The following is an 18446-nucleotide window of genomic DNA, read 5'->3' as shown; positions in this document are numbered from 1 at the left end:
AGCGCCGCGACGTGGTCCCGTGCTCGGCTCGGCGGCTCCTCCCGGGGATCAGGGGCCGATTCGAACGAGCTCGACCCAGTCGAGCCTCGCCGCGTCCTCGCGGCACCCGAACGAGACGATGTGCATCCCGGGATCGAGCGCGAACTTGAGCAGCAGCCCTGTCGCGTCCTTCGAGTCGTGAACGTAATCCTCGTGGAACTCGGTCCCGTTGAAGTCGTACCTGGTTCCGAGCTCCGGCTCATGGTCCACGCGGACCAGGAACGAGTTGTCCGTGCTCTCGTCGGGGCCCGTGGCGACCCTGGCCCTGATCTGGTACGTGCCGGCCTCGCCGATCTCGAACGAGCAGTCGACCCGGTCGCTCTCGCAATTCGCCTCCTCGGGGACCGCCACGTACGTCCCGCCGCTCGCGAGCGGGTCGTCCACGCGCTCGAAGCGGCCGGAGAGCTCGCAGTCCTCGGCCTCGATCCTGATCCTGAACGAGTTGCTCCCCCCTCCCGCGGGCGCCGACGAGGCGTCCCACGCGGCGGACAACCCCTCCAGCGAGCACGCGCAGACCAGCACTGGCAAGAGCGCCCCCCAGCGCCCCCATCGCGCTGCACGCGCGACGGCCGCCGTCGCGCGCGCCGTGGGAGCCTCCCCCGCGCCGCAGCCCGCGCGAGGTCTCGTGTCCGCCCCAGGTCCCGAGCTCTCGTTCATCTCCCACGACGCTAGCAAGGCGCGCACCGGCGGCGCGGCACAACTTGTCGAGCCGGCGCGATTCGCGCGACTCACGCGACTCACGCGGGGCGCGCGTCAGAAGCACGCCCCGCGCGTGTCAGCGCGCGGCGGGACGCGCGTGTCAGCGCGCGGCGGGACGCGCGTAGTCCTGCGCGCGGAAGAGCACCCCGTGGACCTCGCCGTCGACCAGCGCCGGCACGAGCGCCCCAGGCAGCACCGACTCGACGTCGTTCGGCGCCTTCGGCCCGCCGAGATCGGTCCGCAGCCACCCCGGGTCGAGGAGGTTCATCAGCACACCCGTGCCACGGAGCGAAGGCGCCATGTCGCGCACGAACTTGTCGAGCGCGGCCTTCGACGCCGCGTAGGCCATCAGCTCCGGCTGATCCTGGATCCCGGAGGTCACCTGCACGATTCGCCCGAAGCGCCGCTCCAGCATCGTCGGCAGCAGCCGGTACGTGATCCGTATCGGGCTGATGACGTTCACCTCGAAGCTGAGCCGGTAATCGTCCGCCGGCGTCTGCAGGTGCGAGGCGCGGAACGGCGTCATGATGGCGGCGTTGTTGAACAGGAGGTCGATCCCGCCCGACGCCGCGATGGCGTCGTCCAGCATGCGGTCGACCGCCGCCTGATCCGACAGCTCGCCCGAGACGGCGCTCACCCGGATCCCCTTGCCGGCGAGCTCCCCTTCGAGCTCGCGCGTGTGCGCCGCGTCGCGGCTGTGCAGGACGACGTTGCAGCCGAGGTCCGCGAGGCCGCGCGCGATCCGCTTGCCGATACCCCGGCTCGCGCCGGTGACCAGCGCCCACTTTCCACGAATTTCAAGCGTCATGGCGGCCTCTTATGGCAGAGGCCGTCCGGCCTGGCAGCTCGAAAAGCGCCGCGGCGGGCGCAGGCGCCGCCGGGACGCCGCTCCGGGCGGCGCCGCGCGCGCCGGCGCCTACGCCCGGCGCCGCGCGCCTCCACGCGCGCGCCTCCGGCTGACCTCCAGGCCGCGGCCGAGGCTGCGCAGGACGAGCAGCTCCTCGCCGAGGTCGACGTCGACGAGCGCGCGCGCGACCTCCGGGCGGACGCCGGTGAGGATCGGCCTGGAGCCGAGCAGCTGGATCGCGTGCGCCAGCCGCTCCAGGGCCGCGGCGCCGTCCGGATCGAGCGCCTCCGCGCCGGTGACGTCGAGGACGACGTGGGACGCCCGCTGCGCCACGATCGCGGGGAGGAGCCGCTCTCCGAGCTCGCCGCCGCGCTCCGCGTCGAGGCGCCCGATGAGCGGCACCGCGAGCGTGCCCCGGCCGACGTCGAGGATCGGCGCGGAGAGGTTCAGGATCTGCCGCCGTTGCTCCTCCACGAGGGCGAGCGAGCGGTTCAGCTGGTCGATGAGCCGGCCCTGCTCCTCGACCTGCCCCTCGGCGCGCCGCTGCGCCGTGACGTCGAGCTGCTGCACGAGCACCGCGCGCGCGCCGGTCACGGGATCGGTCGTGGGGCGCGCCTCCACCTGGTGCCACCGCTCGCCGTCGGTCGTGACGACCCGCACTTCCCCTGCCCACGCCGCCTCGGCGTCGATCGCGCCGCGGACCGCCGCGCTCACGCCCTCGTCCGGGAACGCCGCGTCGATCGTCGGCGCGTCGCCGAGGGCGCGCAGGGCCGCGGGGTTGTGGAAGAGCACTTTCCCCTCCCGGTCGACGAGGCTGACCAGCACCGACGAGTGGCGGACCGCTTCCACGCCGCGCACCATCGAGGCGCCGACGCTGGCCGCCTGAGGGAGCGCCTGGAACAGGATCGCGAGCCGCCCGTCATCGAGGTCGATCGGCTGCCCGTGGAGCGTCACGGTCGCGGGCGCCCCGCGCGGGTAGAGCGTCCAGTCCTCCAGCACCGTGCCCCCTTCCGCGAGGACGCGGAGGTAGCCGTCGAGCCGCGCGCGGACGGCCGGCGACAGGTCCGAGAGGTCGCGGGAGAGCAGCTCGGCGCGATCCGTCGCGTGCCAGAACTGGAGGGCCTTCGCGTTGACCCAGGGGAACCGGTGCCGGCCATGGTCGTAAACCCAGGTCGGCAGGACGGACAGATCGAGCGCCGACAGGCGCTGGTCGAGGGACGTCATGTCGTGGCGGCACGTCATACGACGCCCCCGTCCGTCCTGCACGCCCCTTAACGTCTCTTCACCGGCGCGGCCGGCGCGCGCGGACGCTCAGCGGGTGATCTGCCATAAGAGCTCGAGCAGCTCCTGCACGGCGGCCCGCCGATTGTTCCAGCGGGATTCCCAGGACGAGGCGGCCACGACGGCGCTCGCCCGACGCGCCGCCTCCCTGGCGATCTCGGCCTCCCGGCGCGACCGCGCCTCTTCCTCGATCTGCTGCTGCCGCGCCCTCGCGGTGCCGCCCGACGCGGCGAAGGCGAGGAGCTGCGGGAGCTCGCCCCGGTCGAACCAGGTGCCGTGTTCCCTGCAGATGTCGACGATGATGCCGCTCTTGCCGGCGAAGTTCTTGCGGTTCATCCGCTGGCCGCACGCCGGGCACCGGACGTAGCGCACGCGGACGTCGACGTGCTCCGGCCGCCGCGGCGGCCTCGGCGCGCTCGCCCCGTAGCTCTCCCGGCGCTCCAGGAGGTCCAGCAAGAGCGCGTGGTCGACGAGCTGGCCGCCGCACCGGCCGCAGTCGCGCAGGAGGCCGGCCGCGGCGCGGAACGCCGAGAAAGGCACCCCGCACTCTGCGCAGAGGAGCGCGTCGGGCTCGGGGATGGGCTCCAGGCCGAGCTCGTGCCCGCACCCGTCGCAGCGCTCCATGTCGGGGAGGTTCAGCTGGTAGCAGCCGCCGCAGCGCACGGTGGCGAGCGGCCCCTGGCACCCGGAGGAACAGCGCCCCTCCGCGTTGATCAGGAGGCCGCACCGCGGGCACGTGCTGCGATCGGCGTGCACCCGGCGAGTCTAGACGCCCAGCGCGCTCACGAGAAGCGCCGCGACAGCCGTCCTCGCTCCGGGCGCCGGCGCCACCTTCAAAGCGCCGGGCGTCTCGGGCTCAGCGCTGCCTGGCGGGGCGCATGAAGGGATGGGAATGGGAGCTCCGGGGGCGGCTGTGCGGCGGCGCGCTGGACCGGCGCACCTGTTTCCCGAGCTCCTCGAGGAGGACTCCCACGGCGGCGTCGTCGTCCTGAAGCACGACGACATGGTCGTTGTTCTCCTCACGCAGGAGCCGGTTCACCTGGAGGGCGCCGACCGCCGTCCGCACGACGATGGCGACGCACGCGAACTCGCTGACGAGCATGCTGCGCGTCCGCATCGTCGCCGCCTCGAACGCCGGATCGTTGTTCATCGGAGCCCGGCGGAGGTCGAGCAGGTGGCCGAGGCACCAGCGATCCAGCGACTCGTAGACCTTGAGCGCCTCGGAGTGGACCCGGATGAAATCGTCGGGAGACGGATAGGGGACCTCGGAGCGGGTGCTGCGGACGATCGACATCTCCTGATCGAGGGTGACCGTCAGGTGGTCGTTCTGCAGCAGGACATCCATCCCACCACAGGATAGCGAGCCGGCGGCGCGCCGGCACTGAAAAGCAATGGCGAGCTCAGCGCTGCGCCGGCAAACACCGCGTGATCGGCCGGAACGGACCGCCGCGCAGCGGCGTGGGTTCGGGTGTGCGTGGAGCGATGAGCGGCCCAGAACCAGCGATGTCTGCATTCCCTCGCGATGGGCGCGGGCGGCGGGAACGGGCCTCCTTCAGGCCAGCGAGCTCGGTTCTCGGGACGACGACCGGCGGTCATGTGTCCTGGTCATGTTGGTTGATCGTCCCGCACGCCCGAGACACGCACCTTCAACCGGTGCCTCCCCCATTACCGCTCACTCGAACCGCAGCGCCTCCACCGGATCGAGCCTCGACGCGCGCCTCGCCGGCCCTACGCCGAACGTGATCCCGATGAGGACCGACACCCCGAGCGCCAGCCCGACCGCGTACGTCGGCACGATGGTGGCCCACTCCCCGAACCGCGACAGCAGCACCGCCGCCCCGTACCCCAGGCCCACCCCGGCCACGCCGCCCGCGAGCGACACAACGACCGCCTCGACAAGGAACTGCCGCAGGATGTCCCCGCGCCGCGCCCCCACCGCCATCCGCACGCCGATCTCGCGCGTCCGCTCCCGCACCGAGACCAGCATGATGTTCATGATGCCGATGCCCCCCACGATGAGCGACACCGCCGCCACGCTGCCGAGCAGCATCGTGAAGGTGCCCGTGATCTGCCCCATCGTCGCCAGCATCTCGGCCTGCGACCGCACCTCGAAATCGCTCGGCTGATCCGCGCGCAGCCGGTGGCGCAGGCGCAGCAGCTGATCGAGCTGCGCGATCACCATGTCGGACCGATCCTCGCTCGCCAGCTGGAGCGAGATCGTCGACAGGTGATCCTGCCCGAACAGCACCGACCGGTGCGTCGACATCGGCACGAACACCCCGTCGTCCGGCGAGCCCATGCCCGACCCCTTCTCCGTCAGCACCCCGACCACCCGGAACGCATTCCCGTTGATCTGGAGCCGCGTCCCGAGCGGAGACCCCCCCGGATAGAGCTGACGCGCCACGTTCGCCCCGAGCACGACAACGCGCGCCCGCTGCTGCTGGTCGAGATCGGAGAACGAGACGCCGCTCGCCACCGACAGCGAGCGGACCTCGAGGTACGCCGGCGTGATCCCCGTCACGGACGCGTTCAGGTTGCTCGCCATGTACCGCAGCTGCGCGCTGCCGCTCCGCTCCGGCGCGACCGCCGCCACGCCGTCGAGCCCCTTGAGCGCCTCGGCGTCGTCCTCGGTCAGCGTCTTCACCGTGCCCGACCGGACCCCGCTCGCCGACGCGGACCCCGGGCGCACCATCAGCAGGTTCGCGCCGAGCGACCGGATCCGCCCCTCGACGCTGCTGCGGGCGCCCTCCCCGATCCCGAGCACCGCCACGACCGCCGCCGTCCCGATGATCATGCCGAGCATCGTCAGCAGCGTCCGCAGGCGGTTCGAGGCGAGCGAGCGCCACGCGCTCTTCGCCGTCTCCTTGATCAGCATGCCGCCTCCATCTCGCCCGCGTGGAACGCCGACACCACGTCGCCCGAGGGCCCGTCGGCCACGATGTGCCCGTCCCTCATGTGGATGGCGCGCGAGAGCGACCGCGCCACGCCGAGGTCGTGGGTCACCATGATCAGCGTCGTCCCGTCCGCGTTCAGCGACAGGAGCAGCTCCAGCACGTCGCGCCCCGTCTTGCTGTCGAGCGCGCCCGTCGGCTCGTCGCACAGCAGGATCGACGGCCGCGTCACGATCGCCCGCGCGATCGCCACGCGCTGCCGCTGCCCGCCGGAGAGCTCCGACGGCAGGTGCCGCGCGCGCGCCGCGAGCCCCACGCGATCGAGCGCGCCCTCCGCGAGCGCGCGGCTGTTCTTCACCGCGCCGTAGAGCAGCGGCAGCTCGACGTTCTCCGCCGCCGTCATCCGCGGCAGCAGGTTGAAGCTCTGGAACACGAACCCGATGTGGCGGTTCCTGAGCGCCGCGAGCTCGTCGTCGTCGAGCTCCGCCACGTTGCGCCCCCCGAGCCGGTACGTGCCCTCCGTCGGCCGATCCAGGCACCCGAGGATGTTCAGCAGGCTCGACTTCCCGCAGCCGGAGGGCCCGATGATCGCGACCGACTCGCCCCGGCGCACCTCGAAGCCGATCCGGTCGACCGCCCGCACCGCGAGATCCTCGCGATCGGCGTGGTACACCTTCGAGAGCCCGCTCACGAGGACCGGGACGTCCATCTCAGCGCCCCCCTCGGCCGGCGCCCATCCCCATGCCCATCCCGCGCATCGGGTTCTGGCCGCCGCCCTGCCGCTGCCCCTGCCCCTGCGGCCCCGCCGCGCTCGCGGCGGGCGCGCTCGCGAGCACGTCGTCGCCCTCGCTCAGCCCCGCGGTGACGACCATCTGCGAGCCGTCCGTCGCGCCGGTCTGGATCGGCCGCTCCTCGCCGTTCGCGAGCCGCACGAACCGCCGCTTTCCCTGCGACTGCACGGCCAGGAGCGGCACGAGCAGCACGTCCTTCTGCTCCGCGGTCACGATCTCCACGTCCGCGCTCATCCCCGACCGGAGCAGCGACGCGTCCTTGTCGTTGACGACGATCTCGACGTCGAACGTCACGACGCTCGACACCTCCTTGCCGAGCGGGCTCACGCGGTCGACAACGCCCTGGAACACCCGGTCCCCGTAGGCGTCGACGCGGATGTCGACCCGCTGGCCCGGCGCGACGCGCCCGATCTGCGCCTCGTCGATCGCGCCGACGATGCGCAGGTTCGACAGATCGGCGAGCGTCATCACGGCGCTGCCGCCGCTCACGTTGGTGAGCGCCGACGACACGAGCGTCCCCTTCTCCACGGCCACGTCGAGCACCGTCCCGGCGATCGGCGCGTAGATCTGCGTCTCCTTCAGCCGCGTCTCGGCGTCCTGCACCGCCAGCTCGGCCGTCTTGAGCTGCGCCTGCGTCGAGCTCAGCTGCGCCCGCCGCAGCGTGATGTTGGCGCCCGCGACCTTCGTCGAGTGCGCCGCCGTGCGGGCCGCGTCGGTCGACCCGAGGCCCATCTCCGCGCCCTTCTCGGCGACCTCCTGGCTCGCCTGGCTGTTCTTGCGCTCGAGCTCGGCGACCGCGACCGACGCGTTCGCCGCGGCGAGATCGGCCTTCACGCGGTCGCGCGCCACGCGCGCCGCGGCGAGGTCGCGCTCCGCGTCCGTCGGGTCCAGGCGCACGAGGAGCTGCCCCGCCTCGACCGTATCGCCCTCCTTCACGAGCACCTCGATGACCTGACCCGGGGCGCGCGACTTCACCTCGACCTGCACGTCGGGCTCGATCTTCCCGGACGCGGCCGCGGTCTCGGTCAGGCTCCCGCGGCGGATCTCGACGGTTGGGCCCGCGGGGGTCTTCTCGGGCTGCTTGTACCAGGCGTACCCGCCGATCGCGAAGCTCGCCACGAGCACCGCGGCCACGCCGGACATCAGGTAGCGCTTCTTGTTCCTGTTCATGACGACCTCCTGGGCAGCACCGACGCGAAGCGGACGAGCAGCGCGCCCGTCTCGTGATCGAGCTGGAGGCGCGACGTCAGCTCCGTCACCGCCGCCCGCAGCCTGCGGAGCTCCGCCTCTCTCCGCGTCTGCTCCGCCTGCACCACGTCCGCCGACGTCGCGGTCCCGAGCGAGAGCCGCTGGCGCTCGGCCTCGGCCAGCTCGCCCGCCATGCGCGCCGTCTCGGTGGCCAGCGCGACCTGCTCGGCCGCGGCCTCGAGGCTCGCGCGCAGCGAGCTCACGTCGGCCGCGATCGCCTCGGCGCGCGCCTGGTACCGCGCCTCCGCGGCCGCGAGCTGCGTGCGCGCGCGGGCCGCGTCCGCGGAAGCCCGCCCGCCGCCGAGCGGCAGCTCGACCTCGATCCCGCCCAGCACCCCGAACGCGGGCCGGCCGCCCGGCAGCGAGAGCCCCGGCAGGCCGTCGCGCACCCACTGCCCGTCCATCGAGGCCATCGCGAACAGGTCGAGGCGGATCTGGTCCGCGTCCTCCGCCGCGCTCACCCGCGCGCGCTGCGCGTCGAGGTCGGCGCGCAGGGCCGCGAGCTCCAGGGATCGCTCGCTCGCCGCGCGCACGAGCGCGTCGGCCGACGGCAGGGCCCCGAGCGACGGCGGCGCGCCGGTCGGGGCGAGCGACGCCGCGCTCGCCGGGGCCATGCCGAGCGCGCGCCCGAGCGCGATGGCCCGCGCCGCCCGCGTCGCCCGCGCCTGCGACAGCGCGTCCGCGATCGACGCGGCCGAGGTCGAGAAACGCAGGACGTCCACCTTCGTGCCGGTGCCGAGGGTCTCGGCGCGCGCCTTCGCGTCGGCGCGCAGCCGCTCCGCGGCCGCGAGCGCCTGCTCCTGCACGAGGATCGCCTGCTCCGCGTACCAGAGCTCCCAGTACGCCCCGAGCACGTCGAGCGCGGTCTGGCTCGCCGCGAGCTCGCGCTCCTGCTCCGCGGCGACGGCCGACGCCTGCGCCTGCGCGTACGGCGCGAGGACCGCGTCGGTCCCGGCCCCCCGCAGGAGCGGCTGCCGCGCGGAGACGTAGGCCTGCGCGCCGTAGTTCGGGCCCGGGGTCCCCGAGCGCGCCGACGCGCCCACCTCGAGGCTCGTCCCGACGTCGGTCGTGTACCGGAGCGCCACGTCCGACGTGACGGACGTGGTGCTCGAGCGCTTGAGCATGGGAATGGTGAGTGGTTTGTCGTTTGCATCGGTGTCGGGGACTCCGTCGCCGTCAGCGTCGACGGGGTCGGCTCCGTTGTGGAACGGCTCCTTGTAATCTCCGGTCACCGAGGCCGAGAGCGTGGGCTTGCGGGCGCCTTCCTCGGCGGCGACGGCCTGCCGCGCCGCGGTGGCCTCGAGCAGCGCCGCGCGGAGGGACGGGTTCTGGGAGGCGGCGCGGCGGACCGCCTCCTCGACGGTGAGCGTCTCGGCGCGCGCCGCGACGCTCAGCGAGCACGTGGCGGCGAGGGCGAGAGACGCCAGCCACGGCAAGGGAACGGAGCGAGAGAACGTCATGCGCCGCAAGCTAACGGGCAGTGTCTCAAGAGGTGTCCTGGTCGTGTAAAGATTCGTCAAGACGCCTCTTGACCAGGCCTTACACGGCGGTGCGACAGCCGCGCTACAGTCGCGACATGGCGGATCCGCCCCAGATCCTGGTCATCGACGACGACGCCGAGCTCTGCGAGCTCCTGGCCGAGCTGCTCGGTCAGGAGGGTTACGCCGTGGAGAGCGCGCGCGACGCGATCTCCGGCCTCGCGCGCGCGCAGGAGGAGAGGGAGAGGCCGTTCACGCTCGTGGTGCTCGACGTGATGCTGCCTGGGCTCAACGGGTTCGAGGTCCTCACGCGGCTGCGGCGGAGCTCGCGCGTCCCCGTCCTGATGCTCACCGCGCGGGGCGAGGACGTCGACCGCATCGTCGGCCTCGAAATGGGCGCCGACGACTACCTGCCCAAGCCGTTCAACCCGCGCGAGCTGGTCGCCCGCGTGCGGGCGCTCCACCGGCGCGCCTCTCACGCCGGCGCGGCGGCTGGGCCGGGCGCGGCGGCCGGTGCTTCCGCCGCGGAGGCGCAGGGCGCGCTGGCGGTCGACGATCTCGAGGTGCTCCCCGCCGCGCGGCGCGTCCGTGTCCGCGGCGAGGAGGTCCGGCTCACCACGGCCGAGTTCGACCTGCTCGAGGTCCTGGCGCGGCAGGCGGGGACGGTGGTCTCGCGCGAGGATCTCGCGCGGCGCGTCCTCGGACGCCGGCTCGCGGCGTACGACCGCGGCATCGACATGCACGTCTCGAACCTCCGCCGCAAGCTCGGGCCTGGGCCGGGCGGCGGCGAGCGCATCAAGACGGTCCGCAACGCGGGCTACATCCTCGCGCGGGAGCGAGCGTGAAGCGCTTCCTCCCCGGAGGGCGGCCGTGAAGAGCCTCTTTTTGCGCCTCCTCGTCTCGCTGTGGCTCGCCATGGCGCTGCTCGCCGGCCTGCTCGCGGTGATCCACGGCTGGGCGTTCTCCGCCGAGCCGAGCGGGCTGCGCCGCCGCCTGAACACGCGCAGCGTCGAGCTCCGGGCGGAGGGCGCGCTCGCCTGCGCGCGGGACGGGCTCCCCGGCTGCGAGCAGCGCCTCGCGCCGCTCGATCCGCGGGATCAGCGCGTCGCGGTCTACCGGGCCGGCGCGCTCGTGATGGGCGAGCCCATCGAGGGCGCGCCGCTCGTCGAGGACAGGGCGAGGCGCTCGGCCGACGGCATCGCCATCGAGGTCGGCGAGGCGCGGGAGCTCGTCGCGGTCGTCCTGCGCCGCGACCCTGCCCTCGCCGCGGTCGCGGCCGGTCCGGTCCGGTCGCCGTGGATGTTCTTCATCGTGCCGGAGACGTTGCCGCAGCGGCTCCTCGCGATCGTCGCCGTCACCGGGCTCGTCGCGGTGCTCCTCGCGCGGTACCTGTCCCGTCCGATCCGCATCCTGCGCGGCGCCACGCAGCGGATGGCCGCGGGCGATCTCTCGGTGCGCGTCGCGCAGAAGCTCGCGGGCGCGGACGGCGAGACGCTGGCGCTCGGGCGCGACATGGACCGGATGGCCGAGCGCATCGACGAGCTCCTGGAGACGCAGCGCCGGCTCCTTCGCGACGTCTCGCACGAGCTCCGGTCGCCGCTCGCGCGGCTCAACATCGCGCTCGAGCTCGTCCGCCGGCGCTCGCCGCCGGACGTGGAGCCTGCGTTCGACCGGATCGAGCGGGAGACGGAGCGGCTCAACGGGATGATCGGCGAGCTGCTCACGCTGAGCCGCCTGGAGTCGGGCCGGGGCATGGAGCGCACCGAGCGGGTCGATCTGACGGCGCTCCTGGAGCAGCTGGTCGAGGACGCCTCGTTCGAGGCCGAGCAGCGGGGTTGCTCGGTCGAGCTCGGGGCGCGCGACGCGTGCTCGCTGGACGGGAACGAGGAGCTCCTCCGGCGCGCCATCGAGAACGTCGTCCGCAACGCGGTGCGCTTCACCGAGCCGGGCACCGCGGTCCGCGTCGATCTCGAGTGCTCCGGCGGGACGGCCGAGGTGCGCGTCCGCGATCGCGGCCCGGGCGTCCCGGAGGGCGCTCTCGGGGACCTCTGGAAGCCGTTCTACCGGGTCGACGACCACAGGGCGCGCGGCGCGGGCGGCACGGGGATCGGGCTGGCCATCACGCAGCGCGCGGTGCGGATCCACGGCGGCGAGGTCGAGGCGAGGAACGCGGACGGCGGCGGCCTCGAGGTCGCGCTGCGGCTGCCGATCGGCGCGGGGGGCTGAGCGGGGGGCCGGCGGGCTGGATCGACGGGCCGGAGGCCGCTTGCTCGTCCCTGGTGACGGCGGCGGGCTATATAGGCTCGACGGTCCGCTCGCCGAGGCTCGGACGCGCGGCAGGCGGCGACAGCCATGCTCCAACAGGTCTCGTTCACCAACTTCAAGTCCCTGCGCCGGGTCGACGCTCGCCTCGGGCGCTTCATGGTCATCGTCGGGCCGAACGGCTCAGGGAAGACGAGCATCCTCGACGGCCTGCACTACCTCGCGCAGGCAACGCGAGCGCCGCTTGCGGCCATCATGCGTGGGACGTTTGCCCCTCCCAACCTGAAGAGCCGCGGTTCCACGGACGCGATGAAGCTCGCGGTCACCGGCCGCTTTCAGGATGTCAGCGCCAAGGTCGGGATCGTCGTCGAGTGCGAGGACAGCTCGACTTCAAGGGTGCTCCCGACGTCCCGGCACCGCTCGCGAGCGAGGGCACCCTGCTCGTCATCGGCCTGCTGACCGCGCTCTGGATGGACCCGAAACCCAGGCTGCTGCTCCTCGACGATATCGACAAGGCGCTGCACCCCCGCGCGCAGGAAGAGCTGGTCGCGCAGATCCGGAGGATCCTGGACCTGTCGCCCGAGCTCCAGGTGATCGCAACAAGCCACTCGCCGTACCTGCTGGATCACTTCGATGCCGAGGACGTGCTCCTCACGACGCTCTTGCCCGATGGTTCCACCGCGTGCGCCCCGCTCGCCGATCACCCCGATTTCGACCGCTGGAAGAACACGACACGCCCCGGCGAGTTCTGGAGCTTCGTCGGCGAGGACTGGGTCGCGCAGCGGGCCGCCGTGCCTCGGGCGCACGAATGAAGGAGCTCGGGTTCGACCCTACCGCCAGATCGCACGAGCTCGACGCATCGAGCAAGACGGCGAAGAAGAGCCCGAAGCGTGTTCTCGATCGCCTCACCGGAGGCGAGCACGAGCGTGAGGCGCGGTGCTGGACCGAGCCGGACCTCGGTCATCTGCGGCAGCGAGGCAGAGACAACGGCCTCGCCGCCTTCCTGAGCGAGGTTGAGGCCCGCCTGGTGCCCGTCTTCGCGGACGCTGCCTTGAAGGACGACGCCGGCGCCGAGCTGGGTGCTCCGCGGCCGTCCGCGCAAGAGGGAGACGACACGAGCGCCAGGATCCCTGGCCGCTCCTGATCCCGGTCGCACCCATCCAAGGCGATCTCCGATCGACCCGGCCCCCTCCCAAAGGCCACCCGTCTCGATCTCGGATCGACCCGCCCCCCTCCAGAGGCCGCCCCGCCACGTCGCGACCTCTCCGCGCCGCCTTCCGAGGCCGCCCGTCTCGGTCTCGGATCGACCCACCCCCCTCCCGAGGCCGCCCCGCCACGTCGCGACCTCTCCGCGCCGCCATCGGGAGTCGCCGTTTCGATCTCGGATCGACCCACCCCCCCCTCCCGAGGCCGCCCCGCCACGTCGCGACCTCGCCGTGCCAGCGTCCGGACCGCCTCTCTCGATTTCAGATCGACCTGCCCCCCCTCCCGAGGCCGTTCCAGCACGTCGCGACCTCGCCGCGCCCACGCCGAGATCCCCGATGCCCGCGCCGCCGCTCGTGGACGCTCCAAGGTGCCTGCAATAGTTCAACACATGCGCCAACACCGCACGAAACCCGCGCGGCGCCGCGCTTGACGCACGTCACAACAGGACTTCCCTTAGCTGCTCATCCGAGGTGCTTCTTCAGGCATCGCTTGCATCACCCCATCAGGAGGTGTTCCTCAATGCTGAAGCATCTGAATCTCGACGAGATGGTCGCGCTCCTCTCCCCGTGGGTCGAGGACGCGAAGCATCGCAAGGTCTTCCTGTCGATCCCCGAGATCGCGCCGCTCCACCCGCGGGTCGTGGAGGCCCACGAGGGCGTTGTCGCGGTCCAGCCGAGCAGCGGCGGCGCGTCGTCGAAGATGCGCGCGCTCACCGACGAGATCAGCGAGGTCGACCGGTGCCACGACCGCCTCGCCAAGGCCGTATCCTACGGGATCGACGCGCGCCGCGAGCTCTGCCTCGCCGAGGATGCGGCCGACGCCGCCGGCGCCGCGCAGTGCGATGTCGTCCAGAAGAAGCTCTTCCCGGGCGGCCTTTCCATCCTCAACGCCTCGCCGCTCGCCGAGGCGGGCAACACCACGCGCATCGCCCGCCTCCTCGAGGACGAGCCCGCGATCGCCGACTTCCTCAAGTCCGTCCCCGCCCGCGGCAAGGCGTCGCTGCTCGACGTCACGAAGCGCTGGCTCGCCAAGGGCCGGGAGCTCCAGGCGCTCGAGCGCGCCCGCACGGAGCTCGAGGCGACCGAGACCACCACGCCCGCCAGCAAGACCACGATCCAGGCCGCGCGCAGCCAGTGGTTCAAGATCGTGTCGCTCGTGCTCTCCAACCTCGAGATGTCCCGCGCGCCGGCGCGCGACGTCGAGATCATCCGCGGGCCCGTGCTTCGGGCCTCGGACCGCGCAGGCAAGCGCTACGCGAGCGGGAAGCCCGGGCAGGCGCCGCCGGACGGCGCGGAGGTGCCCGCCACCGAGCCGAGCGGAGCCGCGCCGGGAGAGCCGGACGGAGGCGAGGGCGGCGGCGCGAGCGAGCTGCCCTGATCGGCAAGAGAGCAAGGCGGGAGACACGGAGACGCCGAGCTGGCCTGTCGCGCCCCGCGGCGAGCGGGCGAGTCCAGGCTGGTCTCTCTCGGCCGGACGCGGTAGGAGGGCGCCATGCTCAAGCACAACAGCTACTTCAACGGCAACGTCCAGAGCGTCGGCTTCGAGCGCCACGGGCGCCGGCAGACGGTGGGCGTCATCGACACCGGCGAGTTCCACTTCTCGACCGACGCGCCGGAGCGGATGACGGTCGTCGCCGGCGAGCTCGCGATCCGCGTCGACGGCTCCACGGAGTGGCGCGCCTATCCGGCAGGGACGTCGTTCGAGGTGGCAGGCAAGAGCGGCTTCGACGTCAGGGCCACCCAGCCCACCGGCTACCTCTGCGAGTTCCTCTGAGCGCGGCCTAGGCCCCTACGCCTCCAGCCACGTCCGCTCCAGCTCGAGCGTGGCCACGTTGTCCGGCACATTGCCGAGGAACTTCCCGCGCCACACCGGATCGCCGATCTTCCGCGCCCGCTCGATCAGGCGCTCCCGCGCCGAGGAGATCGCCATCATCGCCTCCCGCCGGTGGCCGCAGGCCGAGAGCGCCTCGGCGTGCGAGAGGCGCACCAGCGACTCGCCCACCTCGGCCCCCATCGACTCCAGCAGGCACAGCGCCTCGGTCGTCGCCGCGAGCGCGTCCACCGCCTGCCCCGCGTCGAGCAGCGCCCGCCCGAGCACCGCGTACGCGAAGGCCCGCAAGGGCGGCGCGCCGTACAGGATCGCGACCGCAGCGCGCGCCTCGCGCTCGGCCCCCCCGAGATCGCCCGCCTGGAGCACGATCCTCGCGAGGCACGCCCGCCCGGCGCCCTCCCCGCGCGCGTCGCCGAGGCGCTGGGACGTCGCGATCGCCTCCTCCGCCATCCGCCGCGCCTCCTCGACGAGGCCCCGCTGCGCGAGCACCGGACCGAGGTTGAGGAGCGCGCCGAGCCGGACGTCCGACAGCCCCATCCGCTCCGCGTCCGCGAGCGACGCGCGCAGCGCCGCGTCGGCGCCCTCGAAATCGCCGAGCTCCGCGTAGCAGGAGCCCAGGTTGTTCCTCGCCCAGCAGGCGTTGCGGCGATCGCCCGCGTGCTCGAACGCCGCGAGCGCCGCCTCGAAGCCCGCGAGACACGCGCCGGGATCGCCGACCGCCATCGCCCTGTACGCGCGCGCCTCGTGGAGCCGCGCCAGCACCTCGACCTCCTGCTCGGTCTCCTCGGCGTCCTGCTCGATCCCGTCGAGCAGCTCGTCCGCGAGCTGGTACCGCCCTCCGAACACGAGCCGCCCGGCGCCCGCGCACAGGCAGACGCTGCGCGCCGGGCGCGCCGACCGCCGCGCCTCGGTGCCCTGCGCCAGGCGCAGCAGGCCCTCGACCTGGTCGTGGTTGCCGCGCTTCGAGGCCGCGAGGATGACCTGCGTGAGCGCCGAGAACCACGGCGCCGACCCGGGCGCGAGCCGCTCCAGGGCCTCGGTCCCCCGCCGCTCCGCCAGCGCGAACTCGCCCCGCCAGAGGTGCGCCTCCGCCTGGCAGAGCCGCAGCGCCCCGGCCGTCGCCTTCGAGGCGCCGCGCGCGATGCCGCGCTCGACGCGCTCGATCGCCGCGCCCAGGTCGCTCCCGAGCAGCGCCTGCTCGGCCGCGCGCAGGGTCGCCGCCGCGGCCCGCGCCGGCTCGCCGCCGCGCTCGAAATGCTCGGCCAGGGCCATCGGATCCGCGACGCCCGTCCGCTCGAGCCACTCGCCGGCGAGCCGGTGGCCGAGGCGGCGATCGTGATCGGTCAGCATCCCGTACGCCGCCTCGCGCACGAGCGCGTGCCTGAACCGGTACTCGGCCGCCTCCGGCGCGCCTTCCACAGAACGCCGGACGATGAGCTCCCGCACCTCGAGCTCGGCGAGCAGCGGCTCGACCTCCGCCCGGCCGACCAGCGCGGCGACCCCGCTCCGCGAGAAGGTCTCGCCGAAGATCGCCCCGGCCCGCAGCGCCCGCCGCGCGCCCACGTCGAGCGCGTCGAGCTCCGCCTGCACCATCGCCAGCACCGTCTCCGGCAGGTCCACGCCCTTGCCCGCCGCCGCCGCGCGGATCTGCTCCTCGAGGTAGAAGGCGTTGCCGTCCGCGCGCTCGACCAGCGTCGCCACGAGCGCCGGGCTCTCGCGCTCGCCGAGCACCTGGCGCACGAGCCGCTCGCTCGACCGGCGCGAGATCCCCGCGAGGCGGAGCTTGTGCCCGCGCCGCTCGTCCCACAGCTTCGGGAAGAGCTCGTGCACCTCGGGCCGGCCGAGCGCGATGACCATGAACGGCCGGTCCTTCAGGTTCCGGAGCGCGGCGTCGACCATCGTGATCGTGGGCAGGTCGCCCCAGTGCAGGTCCTCGAGCACGAGGAGGACCGGCTGCACCGCGCACTCGGCGCGCAGGAAGTCCTCCCAGGCGAGGCGCAGCTGATCGCCCATGAGCATCGGGTTGCGCCGCGCCGCCCGGAGCTGCACGTCGTCGTCCGGGAACGGCGCGCCGACGAGCTCCCCGAGGAACGTCGCGACCCGCGCGGCGTCGAGCGCCGCGTGCCGCTCGACGCGCGCCCGCACCTTGCGCCGCCGCTCCTCGACGGGATCGGCGTCCGTGAGGCCGATCGCCCGACGGAGCGCGTGCGCGAGCAGGCCGAAGGCCGACCCGGCGCTCATCGGATCCACCTGGCCGAGCCACACCTCGACCGGCTCGCCGTCCTCCCGGATCGCGCGGACGAGCTCGTGGCGGAGCCGCGACTTGCCGATGCCCGCCGGCCCCGTGACGAGCACGACGCTCGGGGTCGACTCCTCGATGCAACGGGCGAGCTCGTCCCGGATCAGCGCGAGCTCCCGCTCGCGCCCGACGCACGACGTCGGCTTGCCGAGCACGTGGGGCGCCGCCTCGGGCTCCTCGCGCGCGCCGTGGAGCCAGGGGCCGCCCCCGTCGGACGTGATCTCGAACCGCGCGCCGAGCAGGCCCGCCGTCACCTCGTCGATGCGGATCGCCGGCGCGCGGGACGTCGCTCGACCCTCGGGGAGCAGCTGGACCACGCGGTCGATGAGGTCGCCGATCGGCATGCGCGAGGCGATCTCCGCCCTGCCCGTGACGACCGCGACCGGCGCGCCGCCGAGGAGCGCCTGGACGGCGAGCGCGCAGCGGGCGGCCCGGGCCGCGAGGTCGGTCGTCGCGCCGGCGCCGGACAGCACGACGAGCGGCAGCCGCGCGTCGACGAGCTCGAGCCGGCCCTTGTAGCGCGCCGCCGTGGTCGAGAGCGCCTGCGCGCGCGCCTGCTCGTCGACCTCGGGGAGGGACGGTTCGGCGGCGGAGAGGCCGTCGCGCGCGAGGACGAGGCACATCACCTTGCGCTCGCCGGTCGTGAGCTCCGGCGGGCGGACGGAGATCGCGGGCGGGCGGACGGAGATCGCCGCGGGATCCATGAGCCCGGCGAGCTCGATCGCGACCGCGTTGCCGTCGCTCGGCCGCCCCTCGGGCGACTTCGACAGCATCCGCTGGACCAGCGCGTCGAGCGCCTCGGGCACGTCGTCGCGGAGCCACCGGAGCGACGGCGGCTCCTCGATCAGCACCTTGACGAGCACGGCGAGCCCGCGCGCGCCGCGGAACGGGGCGCGCCCCGAGATGCACTTGTAGAGCAGGCAGCCGAGCGCGAAGACGTCGGCGCGCGCGTCGACGTGCGCCTCGCCGCGGGCCTGCTCCGGCGCCATGTAGCCGGGGGTGCCGAGGATGGCGCCGGGCATGGTGAGCTGCTGGTCGATGCCGGACAGCCGGACGACACCGAAATCGATGAGCGTGATGCGGTCGATGGCGCCGCCGACGAGGAGCAGGTTGCTCGGCTTGAGATCGCGGTGGACGACGCCGAGCCGGTGCACGGAGCCGAGGGTGGTCGCGACGCGCCGGGCGAGCTTGAGGCTCTCCTCCAGGGTGAACGCCTGCCGGGCGAGGCGCTGCGAGAGGGTCTCGCCGGTGAGCCACTCCATGGCGAGGTAGGGGTGGCCGTGCTCCGTGCGGCCGTGCGAGATGTACCGGACCACCCCGGGCACCCGCAGCGTGGCGAGCGCCTGCGCCTCGCGCGCGAGGCGGTTCGAGTCCTGGGAGGCGGCGTTCTGGAGGACCTTGAGGGCGATGGTCTCGCCGGTCTTGAGGTCGCGCGAGCGGAAGACGTGGCCCATGCCGCCGGCGCCCGCGAGCTCCATGATCTCGAACCGGCCGTCGATGACGTCTCCCGCTCGCATTGCCTGCCGTCGCTCCGGATCGTCCGCCCTGTGTGGGAGCTACGCGAAGTTCACCTGA

17 protein-coding genes are annotated in these 18446 nt (G+C 73.4%); 7 read left to right on the top strand and 10 right to left on the bottom strand.

The features are described from left to right. Nucleotides 1-48 precede the first annotated feature (48 nt). From ACSRUE_RS24295 to ACSRUE_RS24255, 9 genes are all read right to left on the bottom strand, one after another. The gene (locus ACSRUE_RS24295) at nucleotides 49-696 is read right to left on the bottom strand and encodes a hypothetical protein (RefSeq protein ID WP_441285667.1); all 648 of its coding nucleotides are present in this window, start codon (nucleotides 694-696) and stop codon (nucleotides 49-51) included. A 142-nt stretch (nucleotides 697-838) separates the two neighbouring features. Next, nucleotides 839-1546 carry an SDR family NAD(P)-dependent oxidoreductase gene (locus tag ACSRUE_RS24290; RefSeq protein ID WP_437292714.1) on the bottom strand — a complete coding sequence of 236 codons (708 nt, stop codon included), beginning with the start codon at nucleotides 1544-1546 and terminating at the stop codon, nucleotides 839-841. Between the two features lie 108 nt (nucleotides 1547-1654). After that, on the bottom strand, nucleotides 1655-2809 hold the full coding sequence (locus tag ACSRUE_RS24285; protein ID WP_437766571.1) for a PAS domain-containing protein: 1155 nt from the start codon (nucleotides 2807-2809) through the stop codon (nucleotides 1655-1657). 87 nt (nucleotides 2810-2896) lie between these two features. Beyond that, nucleotides 2897-3622 (bottom strand): zf-TFIIB domain-containing protein, encoded by a 726-nt coding sequence (locus ACSRUE_RS24280; protein WP_441285666.1) that lies wholly within the window; start codon nucleotides 3620-3622, stop codon nucleotides 2897-2899. A gap of 100 nt (nucleotides 3623-3722) precedes the next feature. Then, entirely contained in the window at nucleotides 3723-4211 is a 489-nt protein-coding gene (locus tag ACSRUE_RS24275) for a hypothetical protein (protein ID WP_437766569.1), read from the bottom strand. 327 nt (nucleotides 4212-4538) lie between these two features. After that, nucleotides 4539-5741 carry an ABC transporter permease gene (locus tag ACSRUE_RS24270; protein WP_441285665.1) on the bottom strand — a complete coding sequence of 401 codons (1203 nt, stop codon included), beginning with the start codon at nucleotides 5739-5741 and terminating at the stop codon, nucleotides 4539-4541. Then, entirely contained in the window at nucleotides 5735-6466 is a 732-nt protein-coding gene (locus tag ACSRUE_RS24265) for an ABC transporter ATP-binding protein (RefSeq protein WP_437766567.1), read from the bottom strand. The genes ACSRUE_RS24270 and ACSRUE_RS24265 overlap by 7 nt, the downstream gene beginning before the upstream one ends. A 1-nt stretch (nucleotide 6467) precedes the next feature. Continuing rightward, nucleotides 6468-7718, bottom strand: a complete 1251-nt coding sequence (locus ACSRUE_RS24260) for an efflux RND transporter periplasmic adaptor subunit (protein ID WP_441285664.1) — start codon at nucleotides 7716-7718, stop codon at nucleotides 6468-6470. After that, entirely contained in the window at nucleotides 7715-9256 is a 1542-nt protein-coding gene (locus tag ACSRUE_RS24255; protein WP_441285663.1) for a TolC family protein, read from the bottom strand. The genes ACSRUE_RS24260 and ACSRUE_RS24255 overlap by 4 nt, the downstream gene beginning before the upstream one ends. A gap of 116 nt (nucleotides 9257-9372) precedes the next feature. Between ACSRUE_RS24255 and ACSRUE_RS24250 the strand changes: the two genes are divergently transcribed. The 7 genes from ACSRUE_RS24250 to ACSRUE_RS24220 all read left to right on the top strand — a co-directional run bounded on the left by ACSRUE_RS24250 (nucleotide 9373) and on the right by ACSRUE_RS24220 (nucleotide 14515). Continuing rightward, entirely contained in the window at nucleotides 9373-10119 is a 747-nt protein-coding gene (locus ACSRUE_RS24250) for a response regulator transcription factor (RefSeq protein ID WP_441285662.1), read from the top strand. 25 nt (nucleotides 10120-10144) lie between these two features. Continuing rightward, nucleotides 10145-11500, top strand: coding sequence for an ATP-binding protein (locus ACSRUE_RS24245; protein ID WP_441285661.1), 1356 nt, complete (start codon nucleotides 10145-10147; stop codon nucleotides 11498-11500). A gap of 126 nt (nucleotides 11501-11626) precedes the next feature. Next, nucleotides 11627-11995 carry an AAA family ATPase gene (locus ACSRUE_RS24240; RefSeq protein WP_437766562.1) on the top strand — a complete coding sequence of 123 codons (369 nt, stop codon included), beginning with the start codon at nucleotides 11627-11629 and terminating at the stop codon, nucleotides 11993-11995. Further along, nucleotides 11908-12348 carry an AAA family ATPase gene (locus ACSRUE_RS24235; protein ID WP_437766561.1) on the top strand — a complete coding sequence of 147 codons (441 nt, stop codon included), beginning with the start codon at nucleotides 11908-11910 and terminating at the stop codon, nucleotides 12346-12348. The genes ACSRUE_RS24240 and ACSRUE_RS24235 overlap by 88 nt, the downstream gene beginning before the upstream one ends. Next, nucleotides 12345-12680, top strand: coding sequence for a hypothetical protein (locus ACSRUE_RS24230; protein WP_437766560.1), 336 nt, complete (start codon nucleotides 12345-12347; stop codon nucleotides 12678-12680). The genes ACSRUE_RS24235 and ACSRUE_RS24230 overlap by 4 nt, the downstream gene beginning before the upstream one ends. Nucleotides 12681-13261: 581 nt before the next feature. Continuing rightward, nucleotides 13262-14119: a hypothetical protein gene (locus tag ACSRUE_RS24225; RefSeq protein WP_441285660.1), complete on the top strand. Its 858-nt coding sequence runs from the start codon at nucleotides 13262-13264 to the stop codon at nucleotides 14117-14119. A gap of 114 nt (nucleotides 14120-14233) precedes the next feature. Next, nucleotides 14234-14515, top strand: coding sequence for a pyrimidine/purine nucleoside phosphorylase (locus ACSRUE_RS24220; protein ID WP_437943002.1), 282 nt, complete (start codon nucleotides 14234-14236; stop codon nucleotides 14513-14515). Between the two features lie 15 nt (nucleotides 14516-14530). Here ACSRUE_RS24220 and ACSRUE_RS24215 read toward each other — a convergent pair whose 3' ends face one another. Continuing rightward, nucleotides 14531-18388, bottom strand: coding sequence for a serine/threonine-protein kinase (locus ACSRUE_RS24215; protein WP_441285659.1), 3858 nt, complete (start codon nucleotides 18386-18388; stop codon nucleotides 14531-14533). Nucleotides 18389-18446: the final 58 nt, after the last annotated feature.

This window comes from Sorangium sp. KYC3313 (genome assembly GCF_052075895.1).
In the GTDB taxonomy this organism is placed as follows: Bacteria; Myxococcota_A; Polyangia; order Polyangiales; family Polyangiaceae; genus Sorangium; species Sorangium cellulosum_B.
The sequence above is the reverse complement of the archived record's forward strand: the minus strand, read 5'-3'. Positions and strand labels throughout refer to the sequence as shown.